This window comes from Microbulbifer pacificus (assembly GCF_033723955.1).
GTDB classification, from domain to species: domain Bacteria; phylum Pseudomonadota; class Gammaproteobacteria; order Pseudomonadales; family Cellvibrionaceae; genus Microbulbifer; species Microbulbifer pacificus.
The window spans coordinates 4,128,656-4,152,325 of the sequence record NZ_CP137555.1 but is presented as its reverse complement, the minus strand read 5'-3'; the positions used below and the strand labels follow the sequence as shown (position 1 = coordinate 4,152,325).

Below are 23,670 nucleotides of genomic sequence, written 5' to 3'. Positions count from 1 at the left end.
ACGCCACAGCTGCTCTATACTCGCCGCCCTGAAGCCACCCAACCTAGAGGTACCTATGAAACTGCTCCGTATCGCCCTGCCGCTGCTGGCGGCGTTTATCAGCGCTCCATCGCTCGCCTACAGCAATAATTCCGGTTTCGGTATCGGCCTGGCCTACGATCTGGGCACCGGCGTGACCGCACAATTTCGCGGGACCTCGTTCTTCGTCAACAGTGACGCTCTGGCGGTAGATTTCCGCCTGCAGAACCTCAGCAATGATCGCAGAACCCTGCACGCGTATATCGACGGCGGCCTCTTTTACGAGGATGGCGGACGTGACAGCTACAACGACAAAGCCGGCGTGCGCCTGCCGGTAGGTCTGTCCTTCGGCATTGCCCCCAGCCTGCAGGCCTATATTCAGGCGGTGCCCAACTTCGCCTTCAGTGACAACGACAACAAAGAAGGCTTTAACGTGGATGGCGCTTTAGGTGTTCGCCTGCGCTTCTGACAGAAGCGCACACGCGCGCGGAACCTGAGGTGTTCCGCGCGCCCAGACTCCGCTCTAGGCCGTAGATTACGGCTCTAGATCCAGCGCCAAAAGAGTGCCATTGCGCACATCCACCACCCCCCCATTGAGCACGGCAAGACGCACACCCGCCTCATCCTTAAGCAGGAAGGTTGCGGTTTGACGGCGTGCGGGACGTTCACCCTCAAGGTTTGCCGGATTCACCACCACCGGCCACTGGGTTTCCTTCACCAGCAATTCACTGTCGCCGACGAAATACCCGTAGCCACTGCGCAGAAGCTCCAGATAGCGACGGTCCGTCAACTCCAGGGTCTTCTCGAGTTGAAAGGCTTTGGCTGCCTGATAGTGAGCACCGCCAGCATCGACACTCAACGCTCCATGTTTATTGGATAGATCGCCCACATCAACCACGCTGACAGACCCATAGCGATGATTGATCGCGATATCAGTCCGATAGGCTTTATCGCCATCCCCCGCGCGTACATTGTCGATCTTTACATCGACAAAAGCCTCATCGCGGTTAAACGGAATCGCATCGTAAACCCCCACCGACACCGGCTGGTAACTGCCGCTGGCAATACTGTCGATGGCCGCCACCAACATCTCGAAATTCATGCGGCGCGCAACCTGGCGGTTGGGATCATTGGGGTGAGCGCCGGATTCGATCAGGATGGTGCTGATGCCCATTTCCGCGAAGGTGTCGCCAAAGGCACGCCACGCATAGGTGTCATCGTACTTGGCGATATGATCGCCAATAACTGGGCCAATGCGCTGAGTAAGCAGGCCAATCAGCTTCATGGCACGGGCGCGACTGGCATTGACCTCGCGCGCCTCGTTATAGGCGGGAGCCAATACCGAAATGGTGGCCATCTTGTCCGTCTGCCCGACCCCATAGTGACGATTCTGGTCGTGCAGGTTAAATCCGAATTCAGGCTTGAAGGACTTGGCCAGGCTCATCAATGCGCGCCCTTCCGGCGACTGCAGCGCCTTCGCATCGCGATTCACGTCAAAGCTCTGTGCATTGTGGCGAGTAACGCGCTCGGCGCCGTCCGGATTGAGCATCGGAACCATCACCAGGGTGAGGTCGTCCATCCATCCTTCGCGCCACTGTGCCTGCTCAGGTGCTGTGATAAAGGCGAGCAGATCGAATAGCGCGGTCGTTGCGGTAGGCTCGTCGCCATGCATCTGCGACCACATCATCACCCGGGTATCGCCCCTGCCGATACTCACGCTGGAAATCGGCCGACCTTCATAGGAGCGCGCAATTTCCTCGACGCGCAGCAGTGGGGATTTTTGCAATCCCTGCAGCAGCGGCAGTATGTCGCCCTGCCGGATGGCTGGCTTATCGAGGCCGGGAATCTTGTAATTCAGGTAAGAATCACTTTCGTCCGCCGCCAACAGCGAGGGGCTGGATACGGAAAGGAATACACCCAGCAGCAGGGAAAGTCGTCTGGCCATGGTTCACACTCATTCGTTATTGATTTAGCAGAGGCTTGCGCGAATAAAATATTCCACAACTGGTACAGCGAATGCAATGCGATAGGGAAAAGATCAGGGGGAACCACTTGGCAATTTCGCCATTATCTGCAAATGGCAAAGTGGCCGGATATTAGCCAAGTGGCGACTGGCGGAATAGCCGCTCCAACGAACCAGGCCTGAGACAACTCCTGCCAGGATTACGGGTTATACGCCCAGCCTTGATCGTCGTGGTAGATCATCTGCTTTGTCATACCGCCATCCACTGTGATGTCCTGGCCAGTAATGAAACTGTTTTTCGGATCGCACAGGAACATCACCGCATTGACGATATCCGCCGGATTACCCACACGGCCAGCGGGGTGCTGGCTGGCATCGGCGCCGGTGAAGTGCGTATTTGAGGTATCAATCCAGCCCGGGGAAACCGCATTCACCCGGACCTTTCCGCGCAGGGTCATCGCCATGGCATGGGTCAGGCTGCCAATACCGCCCTTGGCGGCGGTATAGCTTTCGGTATCCGCCTGACTCATGTGCTCGCGGGTCGACGAGATATTCACAATGGACGCCCCGCTATTGAAGTGCTCCATAAACAACTGGCTCAGCAGAAACGGCGCCGCCACTCCAACCCGCAGTACGTAATTGAAATCTTCATAGGAACAGCTGTTCAATCCGCCCCGCGACAGGCAGGCGTTATTGATCAGATAATCGATTGCCCCGTATTGCGAGATGACTTTAGCCGCAAAAGATCTGAGCACCGTTTCATCGGCAATATCTCCCACATAGTAGACACCGCCCTGCAGGTCGATCGAACACACGGCAACACCCTGCTCCGCAAACGCATCACAAATTGCCTTACCGATACCCTGTGCACCACCGGTTACCACGGCGACTTTCTGTCTGGTCACGGCCATAGCTCCTCAAATTTAATTTCTATTTTGCGAACGGCTCGGAACGATTTTCCATTTCTGGTTTTTCGGTTCCCGTGAGATTGGTCTGCAGTGAAATCATTTTCTGGAATGGTTCCAGTATCCGCGCAAAATCATGCTCAGGCTCCAGTTCCTGCATCGCCACCACAATACTTTCCAGCGTGGACAGGCTGTTCTCCAGCGAGGAGTGGCGAATCTGGTAATTGGAATGCAGCTGCCCCTCAAAGCTCACACGCGGCAATCGCTGCAATACCGGATGCAAATGCAGCATTTTCTTGGACTTCCGCCAGGTCGCATCAATCACCACCAGCTGCTCCAGCGACTCGGCCTGCGGCGTTCCGGGCTTCAGCTGTTCCACTTCCGGCAACCAGCTCAGTGAGGGATACAGCAGTGCAGATCTGGACTTCAGCAGCTGTGCCAGCTCTTCGTCCGACAGCGCCTCCGCCACAATCAATTCGCTGTTATCCAGGCACAGGTGCGCCATGCGCCCGGTGTTGAACGGGTGCTTCTGTTCCAGGGGGTGCTGTATGATGAGCACCTTTATCCGATTGGGGATATGCACCAGCGCGCTGCAGTAGCAGACCTTGAGGGGGCGTTGGCAAGTTGGGCAGATTTCGCGTGGCATAGGGTGATATGGAACCGGATTTTTCTACTGATACGTTGACTGCCCAGTGGCTCTCCGATGCGGAAATGCCGTTAGCCAACAAATTCTACCGCACCCATAATTTTCGCGGCAAAGCGCGGCGGCACGATCCCTGTATGGTGATCCGTGACGGTAAGAACCAGATTATTGCCTGTGGCTCGCTGCGCAAACTGACGGACAGCCAGTTGCTGGCTGGTGTCGGGGTGGCGGAAGCTTATCGCGGCCGCGGCGTGGCGCGGTTTCTTCTGGCTCGTATGGCGGAAGCCTATGACGACAGCACCTTCACCTTCCCCTACCGGCATCTGGTGCCGTTTTACGAATCCCTGGGCTATGAGGAGGTGGGAGAGGCCGGATTGCCCTCGGCGATTATCGATCGCTTTCACACCTACCAAAAACAGGGGCGCGATATTGTGCTGATGCACTTTCAGGTGCTGCCCTAGTCTACTGCCCTCCCCGGGTTAACCCGCACCCTCCGTTACAAACAGATCCATAAACGCATTCACTGGAGTGTTTTCCAGGGCCGTCTGGTCTTTGCACCGCGCATAGATGGCTTCACAGCGTTCCGCCGGAAAGCGCGTGGCGAGGTTGGCCCTGAATTTCTGCTCCAGCAGCGGAATCCCCTCCGCGCGGCGTCGCCGATGCCCTACCGGGTATTCCACAACCACATTCTCTGTGGCGGTGCCATCGGCAAAAAATACCTGTAACGCATTGGCGATGGAGCGCTTGGCCGGGTCCAGGTAGTCGGCCGAGTAGCGAGCTTCTTCTACTACATCCGTCTTTTCCCGCAATTGGTCGATTTCTGGATGGGCGCGATGGAAGCTGTCTGCGTAATGCTCGGCCTGCAGGTCTCCGAAAATCAGAGGCACCGCCGTCATGTATTGCAGGCAGTGATCGCGGTCGGCGGGATTCGCCAGTGGGCCGGATTTGGAAATGATGCGAATGGCGGATTCGTGGGTGGTGATTACGATGCGCTCGATGTCCTCGAGCCGTTCCTTGACCTGTGAATGCAGGATCACGGCGGCCTCACACGCGGTCTGCGCGTGGAATTCCGCTGGGAACGAGAGCTTGAACAGGATGTTTTCCATCACGTAGCTGCCGTAGCCCTGAGGGAAGGTGAATTGCCGCTCGGCTTCAGGCTTCAGCTGCTGGTTGGCGACGGTCCTGCTGAACAGCACATCGTAAAAGCCCCACTGCTTGGCGCTGAGCGCACCGGGAATACCCATTTCTCCGCGCATGGTGATTTCTGCCAGCTGTACACCGCGGCTGGTGGCATCACCGGCCGCCCAGGATTTGCGCGAACCGGTGTTGGGCGCGTGGCGATAGGTGCGCAGCGCCCCGCCATCCACCCAGGCCTGGGACACGGCCGCCATCACCTGCTCGCGGTTACCGCCCTTCAACATGGTGGCCACGGCGGCGGAGGCCACCCGCACCAGCAGTACATGGTCCAGCCCTACCCGGTTGAAGCTGTTTTGCAGTGCCAGCACACCCTGGATTTCATGGGCGCGGATCATCGCGTCCAGCACCTGACGCATTTTGAATGGCGGCCGGCCCTGAGCGAGTTGTTTCTGCGACAGGTAATCGGTGACCGCGAGGATTGCGCCGAGGTTGTCTGACGGATGGCCCCACTCCGCCGCCAGCCAGGTGTCGTTGAAATCCAGCCAGCGCACACAGCAACCGATATTCCACGCAGCCTTAATGGGATCCACGCAGAGATCGGTGCCGGGCACACGGGCACCGTTCGGCACCACCGTGCCCTCAACCACCGGCCCCAGAAGTTTGGTGCATTCGGGAAATTGCAGTGCCAGCAGCGCGCAGCCGAGGCTGTCCATCAGGCAGTGGCGCGCCGTATCCAGCGCCTCATCGGAAGTGATGCGGTAATCCAGCACATAGTCGGCAATATCCTGGATCACCTGGTCGTAATCCGGGCGGATATTGCGGGCGACGGTATAGCTCTCGTTCACTGGGGCTCCTCGTGGATCTCTCACACAAGGATAGCCACGGCGCTACGCTGAGCGCTTGGACCTGCTTTTACGGCTCGGCCATTTCCTGCAGAAGCTGGCCGGTGGTTTTCAGAATGCGGTCGGCAAGTCGCTTGTTCTTCACACTGCGCGACAGCTGCAGGGCGCCGACCATGGCGGACAACACCAGCACGCTGCGCTCATCCGCGTTTTCATCGCCGCCGAGCCCTGCCGCGATCTGTTCCAGGCGTTTCTTTACCAGCTGATCCGTGGTGGCACTGGGTTCGCCGCGCTGGCCCAGTTCTGCGGCCATGGTCGGCAGCGGGCAGCCCTGCTCGGGGTGCTTGCAGTGTGCTACCGACAGATACTGCTCGATCAGCGTCAGCAGCGGCTCGTCCGCGCTCAAAAACTCATCCACCGCCTCGTCGCGCTCTTCCACCGCGTGCTGCAGTGCGGTTTCCACCAGGTCGTCCTTGGATTTGAAGTGCGCGTAGAATCCGCCGTGGGTCAGCCCCAGCGCTTTCATCAGCGCCTGCAAACCGGTGGCGCCGATGCCGTCGCGGCGAAAACGCCGCGAGGCCTCTTCGACGATACGTTGACGGGTTTCGGCCTTGTGTTCTTTGGAATAGCGCATGGCGCCCTCACTTCAAATGTCGCATGTCATATTAACGACGAAATCACACAACACCTACTCCCCGCTGCACTCAGGAATCAACGCGCTCCAGCAGGGTCGCGACGCCCTGGCCACCGGCGATGCACTGGGTGGCCACCGCATAGCGCTCATCGCTATCGCGCAACAGTGCCGCTGCCTTGCCGGTAATACGCGCACCGGTCGCGCCCAGCGGGTGCCCAAGCGCGGTGGCGCCGCCATGCAGGTTGACCCGCGCCATATCCAGCCCCAGTTCGCGCACACAGGCAATGGACTGGCTGGCGAAGGCTTCATTAATTTCCACCAGGCCAATATCCGCAATGCTGAGACCGGCGCGGTCCAGCACCTTGCGGGTGGCATGCACAGGCCCCATGCCCATGATTTCCGGTGCACAGCCAGCCACCGCCACCGCCTTGATCCGCGCGAGGATGTCCAGGCCGCGACTGCGCGCGAAGGATTCGGTACACACCAGCAGCGCGGCGGCGCCATCGGTCAAGGGCGAGGCAGTGCCCGCGGTCACGGTGCCATCAAACGCAGGCTTCAGCTGCGCCAGCGCTTCCGCATTGGTACCGGGACGAATACAGCCGTCCTCGAACACAGGCCCATTCGGCGTTTCCACTGCGATAATTTCCGGCGCCAGCAAACCGTGCTGCTGCGCAGCCGCCGCCTTGCCATGGGATTCCACCGCAAAGGACTCCTGCTCCACCCGGCTGACGCCGTAGCGTTTGGCTACCTCTTCGGCGGTGTGGCCCATGGACATGTACACCTGCGGGAAATTCTCCAGCAGTGTCGGGTTCGGCGATATGTTGAAGCCGCCCATGGGTACCCGCGTCATGGACTCCACACCGGCAGCGATAAACGCCTCGCCGGCACCCGCCCCGATCTGCCCGTAGGCATAATGCACCGCGCTCATGGACGAGCCACAGAAACGGTTGATGGTCATGCCCCCCAGATGCTGTGGGAAGCCCGCACGGAAGCTGGCGATGCGCGCGATGTTCATGCCCTGCTCCGCCTCGGGATAGGCACAGCCCATGATCACATCCTCAATTTCCGCCGGGTTCACATCCAGGGAATCCAGCAGACCGCGCAGTACTTGGGCGGCGAGATCATCCGGTCGCACATCCACCAGCCCGCCCTTGCGGGCAAAGTGAAACGGCGAGCGCTTGTAACCTGCGATAACGATAGACGGCATAGTCGTGCTCCTGTGGCAATCAGATGAGCGGCCGGGTGCCGCCCGCGCGCTATATTATGCCCATCATTCAAAATAACCAATAGATGTCGATCATCATCTTATAACCGGATCTTATGAAAAAATCAGAGACAAGGTGCTTATATGGCGAGCCAGCTCCCACTGCGTAAGGCCGCGGGATTGTGAGGTCGTCAGGGTGTAGAGATCACCCCGGATGCCGCCGCCTCCCGCTTACGGCCTTTGTTCATACCGCCTTTGAGAACGTCCATACCACACAGCCACCGCAGGGCGTTTACCCGCCGGATGATTTCATAACCGACAAAACAACCGGCTACGGTCAATGCCAGCAGTATCACCGCCTCCAGCCCGATCGGCAGCGTCAGCGACTTGAGGCTCCAGGCGAAGATGATGATCAAGGTCTGGTGCAACATATACCAGGGCAATATGGCCGGATTGGTGTAGCTGAGTAGCCGGCTCGGGCGATTCAGGTAGAAGCCGGCAAACCCCACCACTGCAAAGATCCACGCCCACAGGTTGAGTGCCACAACGGTGCCAGCCAGCAAGCGCATGGCCGGGTGAGCGGCAACATCCGCATGCAGTCCGTCGAAAGCGCCATTGCGGTCGGCGACAATCAGCGCATAGCAACCGATGGCGAGGCACATGAACACCACGCGCCGATCGATGACGAACTGCCACCAGCGCGGCTGCAGCGCAAACAGGTAACCGAAGACAAACACCAGCAGGTAGCGCCCGTGGTTGTACCAGTCATCGAGCAGTGCATGGGTTTCCGGGAACCTGCCATGCAGCCACAGCCAGATGGCGGCCAGGACCGCGATCACCGCGGTGATCGCCAGCAACGGTGGTACCCGCTGAAAGGTTTTAGTTTGCGACAGCAGATACAGCGGTCCGCGCAGTGCAATCAGCAGCAAGCTGTAAACCCACAGGTACGGCAGGAACCAGAGGTGGTTCCAGGTCAGCAGGCCGATAGGCGTGTGGAGTTCGGGCAGAAAATCCGTGCGCGGATTGACGTAATGACCCCAGAACTGGAAATAACCCGGTGCGATCAGATCCTGGCTGAGTGCCTCGAAATACACCTGCGGCACCACGATCACGAACATGCCAAACAGCAGCGGCACCATCAGCCGCCGCGTCCTGCGCCCCACCTGCTCCAGCACGCCGCGCGTGCTGGGTCGGTTCTGCAACAGCGCCAGGGCCATCGCCGAAATAAAGAACAGCAGTGACATCCGCCACGGGCCGGTGAGGACCATCAGGTTCTGCAGCCAAGTTGAGGTCTGCGCACTTTTGATATGCCAGCCCCAGTCGGCCACGTAGTACATGCCCAGGTGGTACAGAATCAACACCGTGAATGCAAGGGTGCGCAGCCAGTCGATATCGTATCGACGCCCGGTTTCGGAGGTTGCCATGCTATTGCTCCATAAGCCAAATGCGCCTAGACAATTACGCCTTGGCCTTACTGCAAAACGGTGATTCGCAATGCGCACAACAAGCTGACCTGCGTTAGATCAAAGACAAGCCGTGGCATTCTGGTATAAAAAAATCCGCCAAATCAGCATGCATTGGCGGCGGGGATATGTCGAGACTACCCTGCCAAGATAAAACCGCTCATTTTTCTGGAGACCCCATGCAAGCCCTTCCCCACCATTACCTGGTCACCGCGAGTGCCACCGCCGAAAGCAACATCACCCTGACCACCGAGGGCGTCACTCCTCTGGTCTCAGCACCGCCGGCGCAGTTTGGCGGCCCCGGTGATCACTGGTCGCCGGAAGATCTGCTGGTAGCGGCGGTCGCCGACTGCTTCATCCTCACGTTTCGCGCCATCGCCAAGTTCAATGGACTCGAATGGACAGCGCTGGACTGCAGTGCCACCGGCACCCTGGACAAAGACGGCCGCAAGACCTGCTTCACCGCGTTTGAAGTGAATGCGAAGCTGGAAGTGCCCGAGGGCACGGATCTGGAGAAGGCCCAAAAGCTGCTGGAGAAGTCCGAGCAAAGTTGCCTGGTGACCAACTCGCTGAATGCCGAGGTGACACTGAATGCCGAGGTGGCGGTTAAATATTAACCGTATCGTTTACCGTTTATCGCTGGAATTTCCAGCACTGAGCATGGGGGCCGGAAGGCCCCTGTACTTTCTCAAGATATGGTACGCTTCTGGCGCACGCTACAACATTGCTCTTGTTTGAGCGAGGGACAGCGCGGCACAAAAATAACAAGATTTAAAAGGTATCTTCCTATGGAATCCAATCCGTATAGCGCACCCACGGCTGACCTGAGTGTCGCCAACGATGATCTTATTTCGGGCAACTTCCAGCGCTTCAGCGCCTGGTGGGTATTCCTGCTCACGTTTGTAACGCTGGGAATCTATCCGGTTTACTGGGTTTATACTCGCGCCCAGACCGTCAACCGTATCCAGGAAGATCAGATTGCGCCCGCCTGGATCAACCTGATGGCCATCGGCTTGGTGCTGAGCTTTGTGGCGGATTTTGTATTTCCAGAGCAGGGAATTGTTTACCTGATTTTGTACGTCACCTACCTGGTAACTTACGTAGCAAGCCTGTTCAAAGTGAAAAACCGCCTGAACAGCTTGATGAGCAAAAGCACCGGCTCTAACTATGAACTGAGCCCGGTTATGACGTTCCTGTTCAACAGCATCTACCTGCAGTACAAGATCAACGAGTTCATCGACAACAGCCAGCCGCAGGGCGAGGTATAACGCCCCCTCAGCGCTAAAACAAAAAGGGCGGGGATTCCCGCCCTTTTGCTATCTGAAAGAAATACCCGCGCGATTTTTTACCCGTGCGCCAGCACGCAATCGATCGCCGCCTGGAGCACCAGAATGGGTGCCATAACGTCAGGAAGCCAAAGTGCTATTCCGGGACGATTTCACCGGAACCACCAAACTCTGCCGGAAAATCCTTCAGCTTGGGTAACCCGTCGTGGATGTGCAGCACGGCTTCCTGGTAGTTCACATGCACGCCAGGTTTATAAGGCAAGGAAGGTATAACCGCGGCGTAGACGTCCGTCAGGCCGAGTGTCGGATGCTCGGCAAAAACATGGCCTCCGCAGGTTTTGCACCATTTGCGATAGCTCTGCGGCGTCTTGTTGTATGTGCCGATGTTATCGGCACCCTGGGTAACTTGGACGGCCTCCGGCTTCCACAGGGTGAACGCATTTACCGGGCCCGCAGACCAGTGCCGACACGACTCGCAATGGCAGTAACCCATCGCGGCCGGCTCGCCCGTGACGGTTATTTGGACCGCGCCACAAAAACAGCTTCCCTTGTACTTATCCTCGTTGCTCATGATGCACCTTTCAGGTTAATCGCCACGCAACAATGCTAGAACAAGTTTGCGCTTTTCAGCTTCTGCAACGAAAACTGTTTAAGTCGGATCTGCCAGCTGACACTACACGGCCCAAGCAAATTGACGCCACAATCTTGGCCCAACTGCACTTATTGAGCGTGTCCCCGAATAGAGCGGGCGTAGCGATGTTTGATTACATTTAAAAATGTGCCACCAGCAAAGATCTGCACGACGCACGATGTGGCGCACACGATGATGTTCACCTACAGTGATTGAACGGTAGGTACTACATAAGCAATAACAACAGCAAAGGGGGATCCTGTGGAAATCAACCCGTACAGTGCACCAACCGCCGACTTGTGTCTCACGGCTACCGCGAATGACCCTATTTCAAAAAACTTTAGGCGTTTCAGTGCCTGGTGGGTATTTCTACTCTCTATTGTCACTCTGAGGATTTACCCGATTTTCTGGATCATCAACCACGCCCAGATCCTCAACAGAATCCAACCCAAACCCTTAGCGCCAATCTGGCTCTACCTGATGGCCATATCACTGGCATCAAGCTTTGTCATGGAGTACAGATTCCCGGAAATGGTATGGACGTTAGGTGCCATTAATATCATTTACCTGGTGACTCTGCTTACAAGCCTGTTCAAGGTAAAAAATCGTCTGAAGGATCTTATGACCGAGAGCGCCGGAACCCCCTATCCGTTGAGCCCGATATTGACGTTCCTGTTCGACGTAATTTATCTACAGTACAAGATCAACCAATTTATCGACGATCGCCAGACTTCAATCGCGAAGTAATCTCTTTTCACCCATAAACCAAAAGGGCGGGGCTACCCCGCCCTTTTTTCTGCCAGAAAGATTCGCCCGGTAAGTAATTACCGGTGCGCCAGCGCGTAGTCGATCGCCGCACACACCGCGACGGCTTGGGCGGTATTGCACTGCTCGGGGGTAGCGCGGGGGCTGTCGGGGTAGACCTCGGTGGTGGTTTTGTAGGGCGCATTGGTGATGCTGGCGCGCAGGCCCAGCTGCTTGAGCGGATATTCAATAACACCGTGGGCGACCACTGTTGAGCCGATAATCTCGCCCTTTTCATCCGCCGGGGCGATGTGGGTAACCTTCTCCACCGCCGTGATCACCGCCTGCTGGAATTCCGGCTGCGGGTTTTCGCTGTCGTCCACCAGATAGGAGCCATCGGGAATACCACCCGGTACATACGGCCTGCCGTCACGGGCGGCCAGTGCGGGGCGAAACTCGGTTTCGTCGCTATCGGTGGTTTCGTGCAGGCCGATATACATCACGGCGCTCGGTGGAGCTGTCCACCGCGCAATACACCAACGGGCTAGTGGACTTCAATACGGTGATCACTACTCTGACATCAAACGCCAACCAGCAGGATCAGCTGACGCAGACACGCGGTGCCGTGGCCGCCAATCTCTTACAGGTGTACCAAGCGCTGGGTGGCGGCTGGCAGGTGCGTGGAGATCTGTCACCGGCTGAACTGGTGCCACCGGAAACCCGTGAAGAAATGCTTGAGCGCACCGGCAGCTGGCGTAAGGTATTTCGTGAATAGCGACTGACTAAGGCAGATAAATGCTGATTAAAGTGCTGTTGATTGCATCGGCGTTACTGGTGGTGAATACGATCATCCACGCGCTGGCGATGACCATCGCCATCCGCTGGAGTCGGCATATCGCGGGATTGCATCCGGCTCATCCGTTCCTGCCCACAGCAAGACCGATGGTGGTGTCCGCGGTTGTGCTACTGATGTTTTTTGCCTCGGTGGTCGAGGTGATGACCTGGGCTCAGGTATACCAGTTTCTGGGTGCATTCAAAGAAGCAGAGCCCGCCCTCTATTTCTCGATGGTGACCTATACCACCCTGGGATATGGCGACATCGTGCTCGAGGGCAGCCTGCGTTTGCTGTCTTCATTCCAGATGGCCATCGGCATCATCATGTTTGGCTGGACCACGGCAGTAGTACTGGCTGTGGTACAGCGGGTTTATCAGAAGCCGCAAGAATAAATGTGCATGGTTGTGTAAGAGCCTACCGGTGAGCCTGCCCGTTGAAGAGGAAGCCCGACCGTCGACTTCCTATGCAATTTTTTGATGTGCTGGTGCGTCACCTGCCCAAGGTAGGGTTCGGGCTATGTTTATCTCGGCGCATACAAACGGAATAAATCACTCCAGCTCAATACCTCTATCTGGGCACAACTTCAGGAATGTGCCCAGTGCAATCAACAGAAAGCCAGCACCCAGAATAACGGCAACTGGAAAATAGAGGTTACTGATATTTTCGGCCTGCCCATATTTGATCACCAGAATAAGCCCCTCAAGCATTAGCGCGACACTGATAACCATAATGAATCTTGGCGCGATGATTTTAAGCGCATGAACAATGTCAGACGTCATTGGCTTGCGGGCTTCAATACTAATGGCCATTTGCAATTCAAAAATTGCCAGCGCAACCACCAGGTTGCTGATGGCATTCAGAACGACTGCGGGAAGATCATTTTTTGCGTCAAAAATCTGATGACTTAACAGAAAGGTGAATAACCCATAGGTTGTGTAGATAATAATGATCGCGCAGATCGCAAGGAAGGCAATAGAAAAAGCAATGTGAAATATATCCCGGGCCAGCTTCGAAGACTTGCTCAGTATTGGCTTCATTTGATTACCTGTCGCAATTGACGGCCTGCGTCCGGGTTCCAGTTCAAGGAAAAGTGTTTAAGCGGATACAATCGCACCTAAAGCATCGACACCTAGAGGCGACCAGGACATTAGCATCTGATTATTCACCCACCCGCAAGAATATATTCTTGAGAAGAAACTACGGCCTAGGATTTGAACAGCCTAGTTTGCCAGAAACGTTATGGTGTTCTTATTAGGTGGGTATACGCGACTAATTTGCGGCAAAAATCGGAAAATATTCGGGTCGGATCAATATTTTTTACATTACCTACTTTGGAGCAAGTAACGCCCTTGCGTTGATCCGACCCTATTTATAGCTACATGTATTTCTTTGTGTTACCGGTGCGCCAGCGCGTAGTCGATGGCCGCACACACCGCGACGGCCTGTGCGCTATTGCACTGCTCGGGCGTGGCGCGCGGGCTATCGGGATAGACCTCGGTGGTGGTCTTGTAGCGGGCGTTGGTGATGCTGGCGCACAGGCCCAGCTGCTTGAGCGGGTATTCGATGACGCCGCGCGCCACCACCGGGGAGCCGATGATCTCGCCATTGTCGTCCGCAGGGGCGATATGGGTGACCTTCTTCACCGCTTTGATCACCGCCTGCTGGAATTGAGGCTGCGGGTTCTCGCTGTCGTCCACCAGGTAAAAGCCATCCGGAATGCCGCCCGGTATGTACCGCTTGCCGTCGCGGGCGGCCAGTGCTGGGCGGAACTCGGTTTCGTCGGTATCGGTGGTCTCGTGCAGGTCGATATGCATCAGCGCACGGTCGCGGATGGGTTCCACAAGACGCAGCAGCGCCGCCGATTCTTCGGCAGGGCTGTTTTCGCGGAAGGAGCGGTTCGGGTCGATGGCGTTCGGGTTCCAGCGGTGGATGCGCTCGTAGGCCCAGGGGCTGACACAGGGCGCCACCAGCAGGTTCACGCGGCCGGCGTAGTCCGCGGCATGCTGATCCACAAACTGCAGCGCCCCGTGTACACCGCTGGTTTCGTAGCCGTGCACACCGCCCGTCACCAGCACCACTGGCAGATCGTCACGCCAGTCGCGGCTGCGGAACGCCAGCAGCGGAAAGCTTTCATCGCCATATTCCAGGCGGCCGTATTCTTCCACGTCAAAGCGCGAGCGTAGTTGCTCGATCTTGTCTAACACCTCAGACGCATAGCTGCGGTGGCGGGTCTGGCGCGACAACCATTCAGCGCGTTCCGCGTCACCCCAGGGGATGCCGGGGGTACCGACTGGATAGAATACTTTGCCCGGTTTCATATCGCTTGTTCTCCAATGATGAGCGAGGGAGGCATTCTACACCCCGAACAGGCCCAGCTGGCCATCCACCAGACTGTCAAAATCCAGATCGATGAAGGGCAATATGGCATCAGCCACCGGCTTGAGCTGCCGGTCGATATAGTGCTGGTAATCCATCGGTGACTGACGGTGATCCACTGGCTCCGGGCCATTGAGGGTGATCACGTAGCGAATCCAGCCCTTGTTCTGGTAGCGGGGTTCCAGCCCCTGCTGCCGACGGTGTTCATCGGCCAGTCGCGCCGCGCGCACCTGGGGCGGCACGTTTTTTACGTATTGCTCCAGCTTGCGCCGGAGCCGCTTGCGATACACCAGATGCTCGTCCATCTCCCCTGCCCGGGTTTTCTCCACCGTCTCGCGGACATAGTCGGACGGATCAACACCCTTAAACACCATCCCGTAGAGCTGGGTCTGGAACTGCTTGGCCAGTGGCGTCCAGTCGCTGCGCACCGTTTCCAGCCCCTTGAATATCAGCTTTTCCTCGCCCCCTTTTATTACCAGGCCCGCATAGCGTTTCTTGGAGCCGGCCTCCGAGCCGCGAATGGTGGGCATCAAAAAGCGCTGGTAGTGGGTTTCGAATTCCAGTTCCAGTTCGCACTCCAACGCGAGCTCATCTTTGAGCTTGTTCCGCCAGCGCGTGTTGATCTCGCCGGCCAGGCTCTTGCCGATCGCATCCGCCTCTTCAAGGCTGGGGCGGCCACTCAGCCACACAAAGGTGGAGTCGGTATCGCCATAGATGACCTGGTGACCCAGCTCCTCAATCCAGCGCGCCGTCTGCTGCATGATCTCGTGACCACGCAGGGTGATGGAGCTGGCCAGGCGCGTGTCGTAAAAACGGCAGCCCCCGCTTCCGAGTACCCCGTAGAAGGAGTTCATGATGATCTTGATGGCCTGGGAGCGGGCAGCATCCTGCTCCTGCTTGGCGATGTCGCGCTGGGCCCAGAGATTGGTAATGATGTCCGGCAGGAAATGCTTATCACGGGAAAAGCACGCACCGCGAAAACCGGGAATGATATCGCCCTCCTCCAGCTCCTCAGCCAATCCTTCAATCAGCCCCATAGGATCGATCTTGAAGGTACGGATAATGCTTGGATAAAGGCTCTTGAAATCCAGCACCAACACGTTGTCGTACAGGCCCGGCCGGGAGTCCATCACATAGCCGCCCGGGCTGGCCAAGCCGCCATCGGCCGGCAGGTTGGGCGCCACATAGCCGCTGCGGTGTAGCTTGGGCAGGTAGAGGTTGGTAAACGCCGCCACCGAGCCGCCGCTGCGGTCGAGCTCGAGGCCAGTGAGCTGGGCACGCAGGCGCAGGTAATCCAGCAGGCGGGTGTGCTGGAAAATATCCCAGACCAGGCGGCAGTCTTCCAGGTTGTAAGCGGCGAGCTTAGGTTTGTTATGGCGAAAATCATGTTCAATCACCGCCAGGCGGTTGTCCACGTCTTCGGTGTCCTTACCCCTGCCCAGCAGCGTCTGGGCCACGAATTCCAGGCTGAAGCTTTCAAAGTTGTAGGTGGCGCTCTTCAGTCCGTCGATGCCATCCAGCACCACCCGCCCCGGAAGCGTTACGAAACCCTGGCTGCCCTCCCCGCCATCGCGCCAGCGGGCATCGGTGCCGCCGCGCCCCAGCTTCAGGTGCAGTCCATGGCGAGCGGCCCTTTTCAGCAGCAGCCGAAAATCAAACTCCACCACAGACCAACCGATGATGATGTCCGGGTCCAGGGCTTTGATTCTGGCCTCCAGGGCCTCGAGCAGCGCCCGCTCGTCATCCACCCAGTGGATGGTGGTGTCGGCGGCCTCCGGTTTGCCCACCATCAGCACCTCTTCCACGCTATGACCGTAGAGACCGATGGAATACAGCTCTCCCTGGCCGGAGCACTCCACATCCAGGGAGACCACCTTGAAATCCGGCTGCACCTCGGCGCCCCTGAGGCGCACCTGCCGATATTCCGTATAGCCGTCTCTGGCCTGAGCGACACCTTCAAAGTAGAGGCCACCCCGGGCAAAGCGCTCCATCAGGTAACGGTCGTGGAGACGAAAATCCGCTTCCAGTACCTCGATGCCGCGAGTTTGCAACAGAGTCTGGGCACGGCGATGAGCGTCTATGGTGGGGAAATACAGCATGGCCGCTTCCTCGCGACCAAAGGTCTGGAAGCCCAGCTGCTGCCAATCGCAGGGCACGCCGGCCAGCGCCTCGGTCACCTGGGTGCGGTCCGCCACCTTCACCATAAAGACCGCGCGCTCACCTTCAATGACCAGCTTGACCGGGCCCTCGGGCGTGGCCAGCCAATAGTGGATGCAGGTGCTACCGCGCTGATCAAAGCTGTGGCGAGTGAGGAGAAATCCTTGAGGCAAGAGACTGTTCTTGATTGATGCGTGGATTGGAGGCTGGCGCCATTGTACTGGATAAATACACAGATATCAGCAATCGCCAGCGTTAGACTAGAGAGCTCTGACGGCCCCATTCGTCGCGGAGTTTACAAGCCATCCTTGAATGATCAGACAAGGCAAGCAAAAATGCTCGCAGCCGAATCAGGAGTGTTCGCGCCGCCGAGTCAGAAAACATCGGCAATCTAATAACAGCCAGGGAGGCAAGACGATGACTCTCCATCTCCAAGCGACGAAGCAAACCTTCGCGAACCGCATGCGCAATGTCTGGAAGGACTGGAACCGCGCCGGCGGAAGCCGGACAACCCGTCAGCGGCAGTCGATCGAGCAGGCGATTCGTGACATGACGACCTTCATGCCCACGCCGACCATATCCCACAATCATCTGGGCCCGGGCCTGTGCGGCTCCTTCAACTGGGGCAGCTGGCGCTTGAAGCTGAACGCCAACTACACCAGTAGCGCCAGCCTGATGTACGAGGACTTCGTGGAGCTGTGCGCGACGATCTACCACGAGACCCGCCACAGCGAGCAGTTTTTCCGTATCTCGCAGGGTCTCGCGGGCGGCGAAATCGAGTTCCCCGACCAGAACTCGAGCACCAAGATCAACGCCCACACCAATGCCCACGGCATGGGCTCAGTGCAGGATCGGATCCAGATGTTCCAGCAGGTCAGTCAGGGCACCGACGTGTCCGCGACGCCTCAGATGATCTCCAAATGGCTCAGCGTGCCGCTGAACGTGTCCAATCAGGCCTCCCAGAACGCGCGCAATTACTTCCGGACCTTCTGCGGCACCGCCCGTCCGACCTGGTTCAAGCGTCCGACCATCAAGCTTGAGGTCGAAGAGTGGATGCGGGAGTGCTACAAGACCACCCTCTCCGGGGTAGGCAACTTCGCTCAGAGCGATCACTCGCCATGGCATTTCTACGCCAATCAGCCTACCGAGCGTGACGCGCACGGCATCGAAGACGATGTGACCGCGCTGATCGAAGCCGCCATTGGCGTCCGCGTTGCCCAACACGGAAAACAGAGCCGCAGCAGCAGCACGTTCAACCACCTGGTGTAGGACTCCTACCGAGCCAATCAATCCGTGAACTCGAACGCCCGGCCCCGGCTGGATTTAGCCGTATCCACCGCGGCCTGGTGGTCAACCACAACGCCACTGAACACATTGGTTTCCAGTCCAGCGGGTGTTTTTTCAATAAATGGGATCAATCGATCTGACGGCGTGGTTCATTGGACCGGTGGGTAAGCGGCTCACGCACCCGGTTTACCTGATCGCGCTTATCCGTTGTCTTTTGGGACTTCTTTTTCTGCGTCTTTTTCTTTGGTTGCTCACTCTTAGGTTCCTTGCCCTCCTGGGACGAAGCTGGCTTCGCGGCAGCATTGCGCTGATCATTCGGCGCATTGCGCTGGGGTTGGGGCTGGCCGCGCTGGCTTTGTGGCTTGCGCCTGTCGTGCACCGTGCGGCGATCGGTTGCCGGACGCTCTAACGCAGGAACAACTCGCGGGTCGCGAATGCCGGTTGGCTTGTCGGCAAGTTTGACTGCGCGCACGTCCCGGCCTGGATTCGGACGTGGGTTCTGGCGTTCATTACGGCGATCCCCGCCTCGGTTATCCACCTGAGGCGCCCGCGGCTTTGGCTCGGCTATGCCAGCAAATCCCTGTTCGCCACCTCGGCCACGATCCTGGCCCTGCCCTGGGCGATCCCGCCCCTCCTCACGACGATCATGTCGTTGCCCGTTGCCTTCATGCCGGTCCCGCCGGTTGTAACCGTCGTCACGATCGTGCCGGCGCGGCGGTGTGTAGTCGTGTCCTCCGGCATAGTGCTGGCCATGGCGGCGCAAGCGCGTATGCCAGTGATCATTGAAGTTTGCCGAGACATAAAAATTCGGGGCCGGATACCAGGGGCCATGCCAGTGACTGGCACTGATCCAATGGTCCTGATACCAACGATAGTAATGCCCCTGCCGAAAGAAAACGTCGCTGCGGTCGTAGAATACGTAAACGCCGAGCGAAGCGTCGTAGTAGCGATAGCCGGGATCGGTGATCACTGTATAGGAGTAAACCGGAGTAGCCTTGCGGACATAGGTGCCCCCGCCGATCACCGGCGGAGCTGCTGGGTAGGTGACACAGCCACCGAGCGTCAAAGTGATGGTAAGAGCGGCGAGTAATCGGTGTGGGACCTGGCGCATGGTGCGTCCTCCTTGGATTCACACCTGCTTTTTAACCCGGCGCAACTGAATCGCCCCTGAATTTACTCGCAAAAGAACAGAGAACAACCAATACCGAGAAATGCACACAACCCCATAAAATCGGCTACTGTCCAGAAAGCTCGATTCTTATACGCTCGTCTTCATTGGTAACAAATGGCAACATTCGGCTCGCTGTCAGCCATGCAACACCAAATGCAAACAAACTTGTCGCTTCGACATAGTAAGTCAACCGGTGAGTAATACCGCTAAAATCTACCCAGTCCAGAATATCGAGCAGCTGTATGGCCATGGCGCCAACCATAGCGACTGCGCATATCCTATAAATTAGCCCCCTTACCTTCGCCTCTTTGGAATCTTTTTCTTTCGCTCTCAGGTAAAACAGCCAACAAAAAATTGCGAGGATAATGAACATTGAAATTGCCGAGGCCGTATGGACAATCCCAATCATCGTGGCTTCTCTGGCTACCTCCTCAACACCCCTACCGGTAAAACAATCGCATGGAAAAAATGCCACGGCTGCGACCGCGACTGCTGCGACTTTACTCAAGACAGCTTGAAACAAAGAGTAGCCATTATACGACCAGAGAAAAGCCGATATTACGCAAAGAGATCCAACGAATACATTGCGGGCATTATCCGTCAAATGATATGACAGGCTAATCGAACTAATGCTGACCCCAGGCGTCAGCAAGTCGGTAAAAATCGCAAGTGACAAGGCGATAAATCCCACGATGAATTTAGCCGTGTGGTGATCAATTTCCGTGTCTAGTGGTTTCCTATGCATGGACCCAGCCTCATACGTTCGGAGTTACCAGCGGGTGCACGTGATTGGTCATCAACACCCAGGCATGTACCTGAATATCGAACTCCTTTGCATACTGTTTTAGCCAACCGGCGTATACGACCATGTCCTGTTCTGAACCGAATCAAACCTGCCGGTTGTTGCCCCACTGTATGACATGCTGCGGAATCCCTGCAGGTCCGAGGCGCGGCAATCTGGCCATCAAGCCTTCCCTTCCCTTTTGGTAATGGCCATAGACTAACGGATGGAAAACTCAGCGGGAGCAAAAGGGTTTCATAATGTTGATCTAACCCCATTTATTATTTTTCTACATTCTTCCATATACGCATTTTATTAATTAAGTTGAGCCTAGGCACCGAACGCTGCCCCACGGAGGGCCGAAGGCCCTGAGCCTGTCTGCCCCGCCTTGTTATGGATGAACAACCTGATATATGCCTGTTTTTTCTAAAAAACCAGTTCCTATCAGGTAAGGTCTATGATACCCAATCTTGACGTTTTCTTCTTGGTTTGGATCAACGAGCATTATGCACTTATGGGCAGGATGTAGACCACGTTTGAAAAGTAGATCTGCGTGTGCTTCTGCGGTACAGTCTAAAATCGTACCATCAGTAAGTGTCAGCCAAACATGAGCTTTAATACCTCCACCGATACTCGGGTTTTTAAGCTCACTTTCTATAGAATTTTTAGACATTTCACAGTAAATGTAATCAGCCCAATATCGATCACCTACCGTGATAAAGCTATCGATATTCATGTCACTTTTAAGATGCGACTGCAGCATTAAATGAACAGGTGTACATTGACCTGCTAAATTTTCTGAAGTTTGATAGCCATAGTGATATAACGCATCCCCACATAGCTGAAAAATATTCTGCATAGTTGAAAGTTTAATCTTATCACTAAGCGGTATTGGGTTTTTTTCGATTTTTAAGCCCAAACTGCGAGTGTAGTCAATCGCATCTATAAACCTTTCTACATAACTCAACTTTACAATCCTTTTTTGAAAAACACTCTGAATTCGAACCTGCCGGTTGTTGCCACGCGGTATGACATGCTGCGGAATCCCCGCAGGACCAAGGCGCGGTAATCTGGCCATCAAGCTTCTCCCTCGCTCTTTGTTATGGCAATAGACTAATGGACGGAAAATTCAGTGGGTGCTACAACAAAAACCTATGAAGCATAATAATTCAAACAGAATACTTTACTCTGACCCCAATATTTATTTTAATTTCAAACTTCGGGAAACTTCACGCAATTAAATCCGGGGTACATCTTGCCGGTCACAGGATTCAATTTTGGGCTGACAATGCCATTGTTCCTGACAAAATCTGAGTAATCGATCCCGATATAGTCCACACGCTGCCCAAAAAGCACTCGAAGATTTCCGCCGGTAACGGATCTAACCTTTTCACCCCATACATCATCGACCTCAAGATCCACGCCGTCGACGATCCCAAGAACTCGAAAACCATGCTCTACTCGACGCTCTTTTGATATCACATATACAACGTCGTTTAGACCAATTTGGTAGTAATCATTCCAGCCATGCTGCCTTGGTGATAGGTCAAAAAACGCACCAGAGGCAATACCAGAAAAAATATCCTGATGGTTCCGGTCACCAATATTTGAAACTAGAAACTTCATACATTTCCAAACTCTTGAAAATACAAATCCTAGGAACGCCGCCCAGCCAATTTCCCAAAATGTAGTTTAGGATCCGTTCAAAACTCAGGCATCACACACTATCAGTAAAATCAGTGCCATAAAGTTGATCTGACCCCAATTATTGGATAAGGGCTTCCCTAGCATTGCAACTCCACAAAGATCTGATACTGCCCATTATTCAGAGGAATCGGCAGTAATAGTTTGGGCGGGGAAATTAGTTACGCGGTAGCCGCGATTTTCGATAATATCTAAAACCTGCAAAGCCAGATCGTGCATGACGAGAAGCGCCGCCTGCTCATACTCAGAGTATTCATCGACAGAGCTGACCGTCATATTTTTACCGTGAGCTATCTCATTTCTTCGCGCCACCAAAGCTTTAATCCTAGCCCTTCCATTATCCAACTCTCTCGACGCAACACCAATTTTGGCACACTCTCTCTCGAACACGTTCGGCCACAAATTTGAATCAGTGGATAATCTGCATTCTGGATCAAAAATGACAGGGCTCCGTAAAAATTCTTGCATCCCTGAATCAAAAAAAGACAATAGGTTTTCAGAGCTGGCGTCACCCCTTAAAATCTTAAATGGCTTTTCAAGAGCAAGCGCCCTGAATTTTTCGCTTAGTTCGCGGGCGGGCACCGCCTCAGATTCAACCTTGTCAAGAAGAAGCTCCCAAGCAAACTTCGTAAAACCCTCAAAATGAGCATATAAAGTAGCCCAAGAAGCCCTCAGAATAGCCCGATAAGCAATTTGATTATTTCGACTTGTAATCGCCATCCTCTTTAAAGAGGCAAGCTCCTTTTCCCTCCAAAGAAGATCATTTTCTATTTGCGATTCGTAATCGTTCATAACTCTTCAAGCTTGCTAGAAACAAGGTTTATCCTGGTTTGCAGTTTTTCTCTAGAGTTAGCTCCCGGCCCAGTAACCGCCCTAAAATCCACAGACTGAACAAGATCCGTAATTGCAGAACGAAGTACGGTCCTATCCTTAACTCTCACCTTCTCCAAAGAATTATACGTACCTACCGATATTGCCTCAAAATATGCAGGAGGTAACGAACCTACTGGCGTATTTCCCCTATACCGAAGAAATGCGCTATCACCCAGCTTGTCGTAAATAACACTAAATGTATCTTTAAAAATTGATGCCTCTTTCTCCAAGTCAAACTCAATATCTTGCAGAAGAATAGCCTCCATGAAATTGTCTAGCCAATCTCGAACACTTCCTTTAAATAAATCTGGAGCGTTCTTGGTTGCAAAAAATCTGAGAACAAGCTCTTCAGCCCCTTTCTTATCTTTTTCCGCCTGAGGAAGATAATCAGCACATCGAGCAAAAGATTCAAACGCAGTCAAGCCAACCAAAAAATTATAAAATTCAACACCGTTCTCACCAATCATTCTCGCAGAACAATTCCTTATTTCCTGGGGTTCCAGATTTGAACCCCCAGTATTTAACCGCTTAAACATCTCATACCTAAGGAAACCTTTGCTTTGTTTTTTTATGACGACCGTCCTAATCGGAGATCGTTTTAGGGAAAGCCTCAAACTTAGCGGGAGATCTTGAAATGTTTTTCCGTTTAAAGCAGGAATTAACGTACACCCCTCCAAACATAGCGGATCCATATTTATGGAATCTGGTTCCATAAACTGAAGCACAGTACTCGTTCGCTGAAGCCCATCTATTAATTCTAAAACACCGTCCTGATTTTCGATTACGAATATTTGCGGGACAGGCAATTCCAACAATATGGACTCAATCAAATGCGATTTTTGTTGATTACTCCAACGGAATAACCTCTGGTATTCAGGCTGAATCACCAGCTCATTGTTATAATGAAGATTAACAATTTCACCAAAACTCATATCAAACGTATCTGTCCTAACTTCCCCAATACGCTCGCTTATTTCATCTTCGAGACTCATTTAAAACCCTCATTTTTAAACTGA

At 55.1% G+C, this 23,670-nt stretch carries 26 protein-coding genes; 8 read left to right on the top strand and 18 right to left on the bottom strand.

Translation table 11 applies throughout. The features are described 5' to 3' along the window. The first annotated feature begins 55 nt into the window (after positions 1-55). Positions 56-487, top strand: a complete 432-nt coding sequence (locus tag R5R33_RS17595) for a hypothetical protein (RefSeq protein ID WP_318954000.1) — start codon at positions 56-58, stop codon at positions 485-487. Between the two features lie 66 nt (positions 488-553). Here the strand turns inward: R5R33_RS17595 and R5R33_RS17590 are convergent, their stop codons facing one another. The 3 genes from R5R33_RS17590 to R5R33_RS17580 form a co-directional block, all read right to left on the bottom strand. Beyond that, entirely contained in the window at positions 554-1,963 is a 1,410-nt protein-coding gene (locus R5R33_RS17590) for a M14 family metallopeptidase (protein ID WP_318953999.1), read from the bottom strand. 218 nt (positions 1,964-2,181) lie between these two features. After that, positions 2,182-2,886: an SDR family oxidoreductase gene (locus R5R33_RS17585; protein WP_318953998.1), complete on the bottom strand. Its 705-nt coding sequence runs from the start codon at positions 2,884-2,886 to the stop codon at positions 2,182-2,184. 25 nt (positions 2,887-2,911) lie between these two features. Continuing rightward, a complete protein-coding gene (locus R5R33_RS17580; protein ID WP_318953997.1) occupies positions 2,912-3,532 on the bottom strand; it encodes a tRNA-uridine aminocarboxypropyltransferase in 621 nt (206 codons plus the stop codon). Positions 3,533-3,540: 8 nt separating this feature from the next. Between R5R33_RS17580 and R5R33_RS17575 the strand changes: the two genes are divergently transcribed. Continuing rightward, positions 3,541-3,990, top strand: coding sequence for a GNAT family N-acetyltransferase (locus tag R5R33_RS17575; protein ID WP_318953996.1), 450 nt, complete (start codon positions 3,541-3,543; stop codon positions 3,988-3,990). Positions 3,991-4,008: 18 nt separating this feature from the next. Here R5R33_RS17575 and R5R33_RS17570 read toward each other — a convergent pair whose 3' ends face one another. From R5R33_RS17570 to R5R33_RS17555, 4 genes are all read right to left on the bottom strand, one after another. Beyond that, on the bottom strand, positions 4,009-5,511 hold the full coding sequence (locus R5R33_RS17570; RefSeq protein ID WP_318953995.1) for a bifunctional 2-methylcitrate dehydratase/aconitate hydratase: 1,503 nt from the start codon (positions 5,509-5,511) through the stop codon (positions 4,009-4,011). A 67-nt stretch (positions 5,512-5,578) separates the two neighbouring features. Further along, positions 5,579-6,142: a TetR/AcrR family transcriptional regulator gene (locus tag R5R33_RS17565; protein WP_318953994.1), complete on the bottom strand. Its 564-nt coding sequence runs from the start codon at positions 6,140-6,142 to the stop codon at positions 5,579-5,581. Positions 6,143-6,212: 70 nt separating this feature from the next. Continuing rightward, on the bottom strand, positions 6,213-7,349 hold the full coding sequence (locus R5R33_RS17560) for a thiolase family protein (protein WP_318953993.1): 1,137 nt from the start codon (positions 7,347-7,349) through the stop codon (positions 6,213-6,215). Between the two features lie 188 nt (positions 7,350-7,537). Then, on the bottom strand, positions 7,538-8,770 hold the full coding sequence (locus R5R33_RS17555) for an acyltransferase family protein (RefSeq protein ID WP_318953992.1): 1,233 nt from the start codon (positions 8,768-8,770) through the stop codon (positions 7,538-7,540). Between the two features lie 218 nt (positions 8,771-8,988). On the opposite strand from R5R33_RS17555, the gene R5R33_RS17550 reads away from it, so the two are divergent. Together R5R33_RS17550 and R5R33_RS17545 are read left to right on the top strand one after the other, a co-directional pair. After that, positions 8,989-9,426, top strand: coding sequence for an OsmC family protein (locus tag R5R33_RS17550; RefSeq protein ID WP_318953991.1), 438 nt, complete (start codon positions 8,989-8,991; stop codon positions 9,424-9,426). A gap of 171 nt (positions 9,427-9,597) precedes the next feature. Then, entirely contained in the window at positions 9,598-10,077 is a 480-nt protein-coding gene (locus R5R33_RS17545) for a DUF4234 domain-containing protein (protein WP_318953990.1), read from the top strand. A gap of 154 nt (positions 10,078-10,231) precedes the next feature. Here R5R33_RS17545 and R5R33_RS17540 read toward each other — a convergent pair whose 3' ends face one another. Further along, positions 10,232-10,666, bottom strand: a complete 435-nt coding sequence (locus tag R5R33_RS17540) for a GFA family protein (protein ID WP_318953989.1) — start codon at positions 10,664-10,666, stop codon at positions 10,232-10,234. A 321-nt stretch (positions 10,667-10,987) separates the two neighbouring features. On the opposite strand from R5R33_RS17540, the gene R5R33_RS17535 reads away from it, so the two are divergent. Continuing rightward, entirely contained in the window at positions 10,988-11,473 is a 486-nt protein-coding gene (locus tag R5R33_RS17535; RefSeq protein ID WP_318953988.1) for a DUF4234 domain-containing protein, read from the top strand. A gap of 77 nt (positions 11,474-11,550) precedes the next feature. On the opposite strand, the gene R5R33_RS17530 is transcribed toward R5R33_RS17535, so the two are convergent. Then, a complete protein-coding gene (locus R5R33_RS17530; RefSeq protein ID WP_318953987.1) occupies positions 11,551-11,970 on the bottom strand; it encodes a M14 family metallopeptidase in 420 nt (139 codons plus the stop codon). Between the two features lie 11 nt (positions 11,971-11,981). Between R5R33_RS17530 and R5R33_RS17525 the strand changes: the two genes are divergently transcribed. Then, a complete protein-coding gene (locus R5R33_RS17525; protein WP_318953986.1) occupies positions 11,982-12,245 on the top strand; it encodes a hypothetical protein in 264 nt (87 codons plus the stop codon). Between the two features lie 20 nt (positions 12,246-12,265). Continuing rightward, positions 12,266-12,697 (top strand): potassium channel family protein, encoded by a 432-nt coding sequence (locus R5R33_RS17520; protein ID WP_318953985.1) that lies wholly within the window; start codon positions 12,266-12,268, stop codon positions 12,695-12,697. Positions 12,698-12,853: 156 nt separating this feature from the next. Here the strand turns inward: R5R33_RS17520 and R5R33_RS17515 are convergent, their stop codons facing one another. The 3 genes from R5R33_RS17515 to R5R33_RS17505 all read right to left on the bottom strand — a co-directional run bounded on the left by R5R33_RS17515 (position 12,854) and on the right by R5R33_RS17505 (position 17,011). Continuing rightward, complete coding sequence (locus tag R5R33_RS17515; protein ID WP_318953984.1) at positions 12,854-13,342, bottom strand: hypothetical protein; 489 nt, start codon at positions 13,340-13,342, stop codon at positions 12,854-12,856. A gap of 357 nt (positions 13,343-13,699) precedes the next feature. Then, positions 13,700-14,623, bottom strand: a complete 924-nt coding sequence (locus tag R5R33_RS17510) for a M14 family metallopeptidase (RefSeq protein WP_318953983.1) — start codon at positions 14,621-14,623, stop codon at positions 13,700-13,702. 36 nt (positions 14,624-14,659) lie between these two features. Next, positions 14,660-17,011: a DNA polymerase II gene (locus R5R33_RS17505; protein WP_318953982.1), complete on the bottom strand. Its 2,352-nt coding sequence runs from the start codon at positions 17,009-17,011 to the stop codon at positions 14,660-14,662. 244 nt (positions 17,012-17,255) lie between these two features. On the opposite strand from R5R33_RS17505, the gene R5R33_RS17500 reads away from it, so the two are divergent. Next, complete coding sequence (locus tag R5R33_RS17500; protein WP_318953981.1) at positions 17,256-18,107, top strand: hypothetical protein; 852 nt, start codon at positions 17,256-17,258, stop codon at positions 18,105-18,107. A 145-nt stretch (positions 18,108-18,252) separates the two neighbouring features. Here the strand turns inward: R5R33_RS17500 and R5R33_RS17495 are convergent, their stop codons facing one another. From R5R33_RS17495 to R5R33_RS17465, 6 genes are all read right to left on the bottom strand, one after another. Beyond that, positions 18,253-19,236, bottom strand: a complete 984-nt coding sequence (locus R5R33_RS17495) for a hypothetical protein (RefSeq protein WP_318953980.1) — start codon at positions 19,234-19,236, stop codon at positions 18,253-18,255. A 124-nt stretch (positions 19,237-19,360) separates the two neighbouring features. Beyond that, the gene (locus tag R5R33_RS17490) at positions 19,361-20,041 is read right to left on the bottom strand and encodes a DUF998 domain-containing protein (protein ID WP_318953979.1); all 681 of its coding nucleotides are present in this window, start codon (positions 20,039-20,041) and stop codon (positions 19,361-19,363) included. A 427-nt stretch (positions 20,042-20,468) separates the two neighbouring features. After that, positions 20,469-21,155 (bottom strand): hypothetical protein, encoded by a 687-nt coding sequence (locus tag R5R33_RS17480; RefSeq protein WP_318953977.1) that lies wholly within the window; start codon positions 21,153-21,155, stop codon positions 20,469-20,471. A gap of 134 nt (positions 21,156-21,289) precedes the next feature. Further along, positions 21,290-21,703 carry a hypothetical protein gene (locus R5R33_RS17475; RefSeq protein ID WP_318953976.1) on the bottom strand — a complete coding sequence of 138 codons (414 nt, stop codon included), beginning with the start codon at positions 21,701-21,703 and terminating at the stop codon, positions 21,290-21,292. A gap of 195 nt (positions 21,704-21,898) precedes the next feature. Beyond that, positions 21,899-22,573: an MAE_28990/MAE_18760 family HEPN-like nuclease gene (locus tag R5R33_RS17470; RefSeq protein WP_318953975.1), complete on the bottom strand. Its 675-nt coding sequence runs from the start codon at positions 22,571-22,573 to the stop codon at positions 21,899-21,901. Then, positions 22,570-23,646 carry a DUF262 domain-containing protein gene (locus R5R33_RS17465; RefSeq protein ID WP_318953974.1) on the bottom strand — a complete coding sequence of 359 codons (1,077 nt, stop codon included), beginning with the start codon at positions 23,644-23,646 and terminating at the stop codon, positions 22,570-22,572. The genes R5R33_RS17470 and R5R33_RS17465 overlap by 4 nt, the downstream gene beginning before the upstream one ends. Positions 23,647-23,670 lie beyond the last annotated feature (24 nt).

Bases quoted from the DNA above. Each gene is read 5' to 3' on its own strand.
- R5R33_RS17515 (WP_318953984.1), bottom strand. From the start codon at position 13,342: ATGAAGCCAATACTGAGCAAGTCTTCGAAGCTGGCCCGGGATATATTT.
- R5R33_RS17475 (WP_318953976.1), bottom strand. From the start codon at position 21,703: ATGAAGTTTCTAGTTTCAAATATTGGTGACCGGAACCATCAGGATATT.
- R5R33_RS17545 (WP_318953990.1), top strand. From the start codon at position 9,598: ATGGAATCCAATCCGTATAGCGCACCCACGGCTGACCTGAGTGTCGCC.
- R5R33_RS17490 (WP_318953979.1), bottom strand. From the start codon at position 20,041: ATGCATAGGAAACCACTAGACACGGAAATTGATCACCACACGGCTAAA.
- R5R33_RS17560 (WP_318953993.1), bottom strand. From the start codon at position 7,349: ATGCCGTCTATCGTTATCGCAGGTTACAAGCGCTCGCCGTTTCACTTT.
- R5R33_RS17540 (WP_318953989.1), bottom strand. From the start codon at position 10,666: ATGAGCAACGAGGATAAGTACAAGGGAAGCTGTTTTTGTGGCGCGGTC.
- R5R33_RS17495 (WP_318953980.1), bottom strand. From the start codon at position 19,236: ATGCGCCAGGTCCCACACCGATTACTCGCCGCTCTTACCATCACTTTG.
- R5R33_RS17520 (WP_318953985.1), top strand. From the start codon at position 12,266: ATGCTGATTAAAGTGCTGTTGATTGCATCGGCGTTACTGGTGGTGAAT.
- R5R33_RS17465 (WP_318953974.1), bottom strand. From the start codon at position 23,646: ATGAGTCTCGAAGATGAAATAAGCGAGCGTATTGGGGAAGTTAGGACA.
- R5R33_RS17470 (WP_318953975.1), bottom strand. From the start codon at position 22,573: ATGAACGATTACGAATCGCAAATAGAAAATGATCTTCTTTGGAGGGAA.
- R5R33_RS17500 (WP_318953981.1), top strand. From the start codon at position 17,256: ATGACTCTCCATCTCCAAGCGACGAAGCAAACCTTCGCGAACCGCATG.
- R5R33_RS17575 (WP_318953996.1), top strand. From the start codon at position 3,541: ATGGAACCGGATTTTTCTACTGATACGTTGACTGCCCAGTGGCTCTCC.
- R5R33_RS17595 (WP_318954000.1), top strand. From the start codon at position 56: ATGAAACTGCTCCGTATCGCCCTGCCGCTGCTGGCGGCGTTTATCAGC.
- R5R33_RS17555 (WP_318953992.1), bottom strand. From the start codon at position 8,770: ATGGCAACCTCCGAAACCGGGCGTCGATACGATATCGACTGGCTGCGC.
- R5R33_RS17580 (WP_318953997.1), bottom strand. From the start codon at position 3,532: ATGCCACGCGAAATCTGCCCAACTTGCCAACGCCCCCTCAAGGTCTGC.
- R5R33_RS17565 (WP_318953994.1), bottom strand. From the start codon at position 6,142: ATGCGCTATTCCAAAGAACACAAGGCCGAAACCCGTCAACGTATCGTC.
- R5R33_RS17550 (WP_318953991.1), top strand. From the start codon at position 8,989: ATGCAAGCCCTTCCCCACCATTACCTGGTCACCGCGAGTGCCACCGCC.
- R5R33_RS17590 (WP_318953999.1), bottom strand. From the start codon at position 1,963: ATGGCCAGACGACTTTCCCTGCTGCTGGGTGTATTCCTTTCCGTATCC.
- R5R33_RS17480 (WP_318953977.1), bottom strand. From the start codon at position 21,155: ATGGCCAGATTACCGCGCCTTGGTCCTGCGGGGATTCCGCAGCATGTC.
- R5R33_RS17510 (WP_318953983.1), bottom strand. From the start codon at position 14,623: ATGAAACCGGGCAAAGTATTCTATCCAGTCGGTACCCCCGGCATCCCC.
- R5R33_RS17530 (WP_318953987.1), bottom strand. From the start codon at position 11,970: ATGTATATCGGCCTGCACGAAACCACCGATAGCGACGAAACCGAGTTT.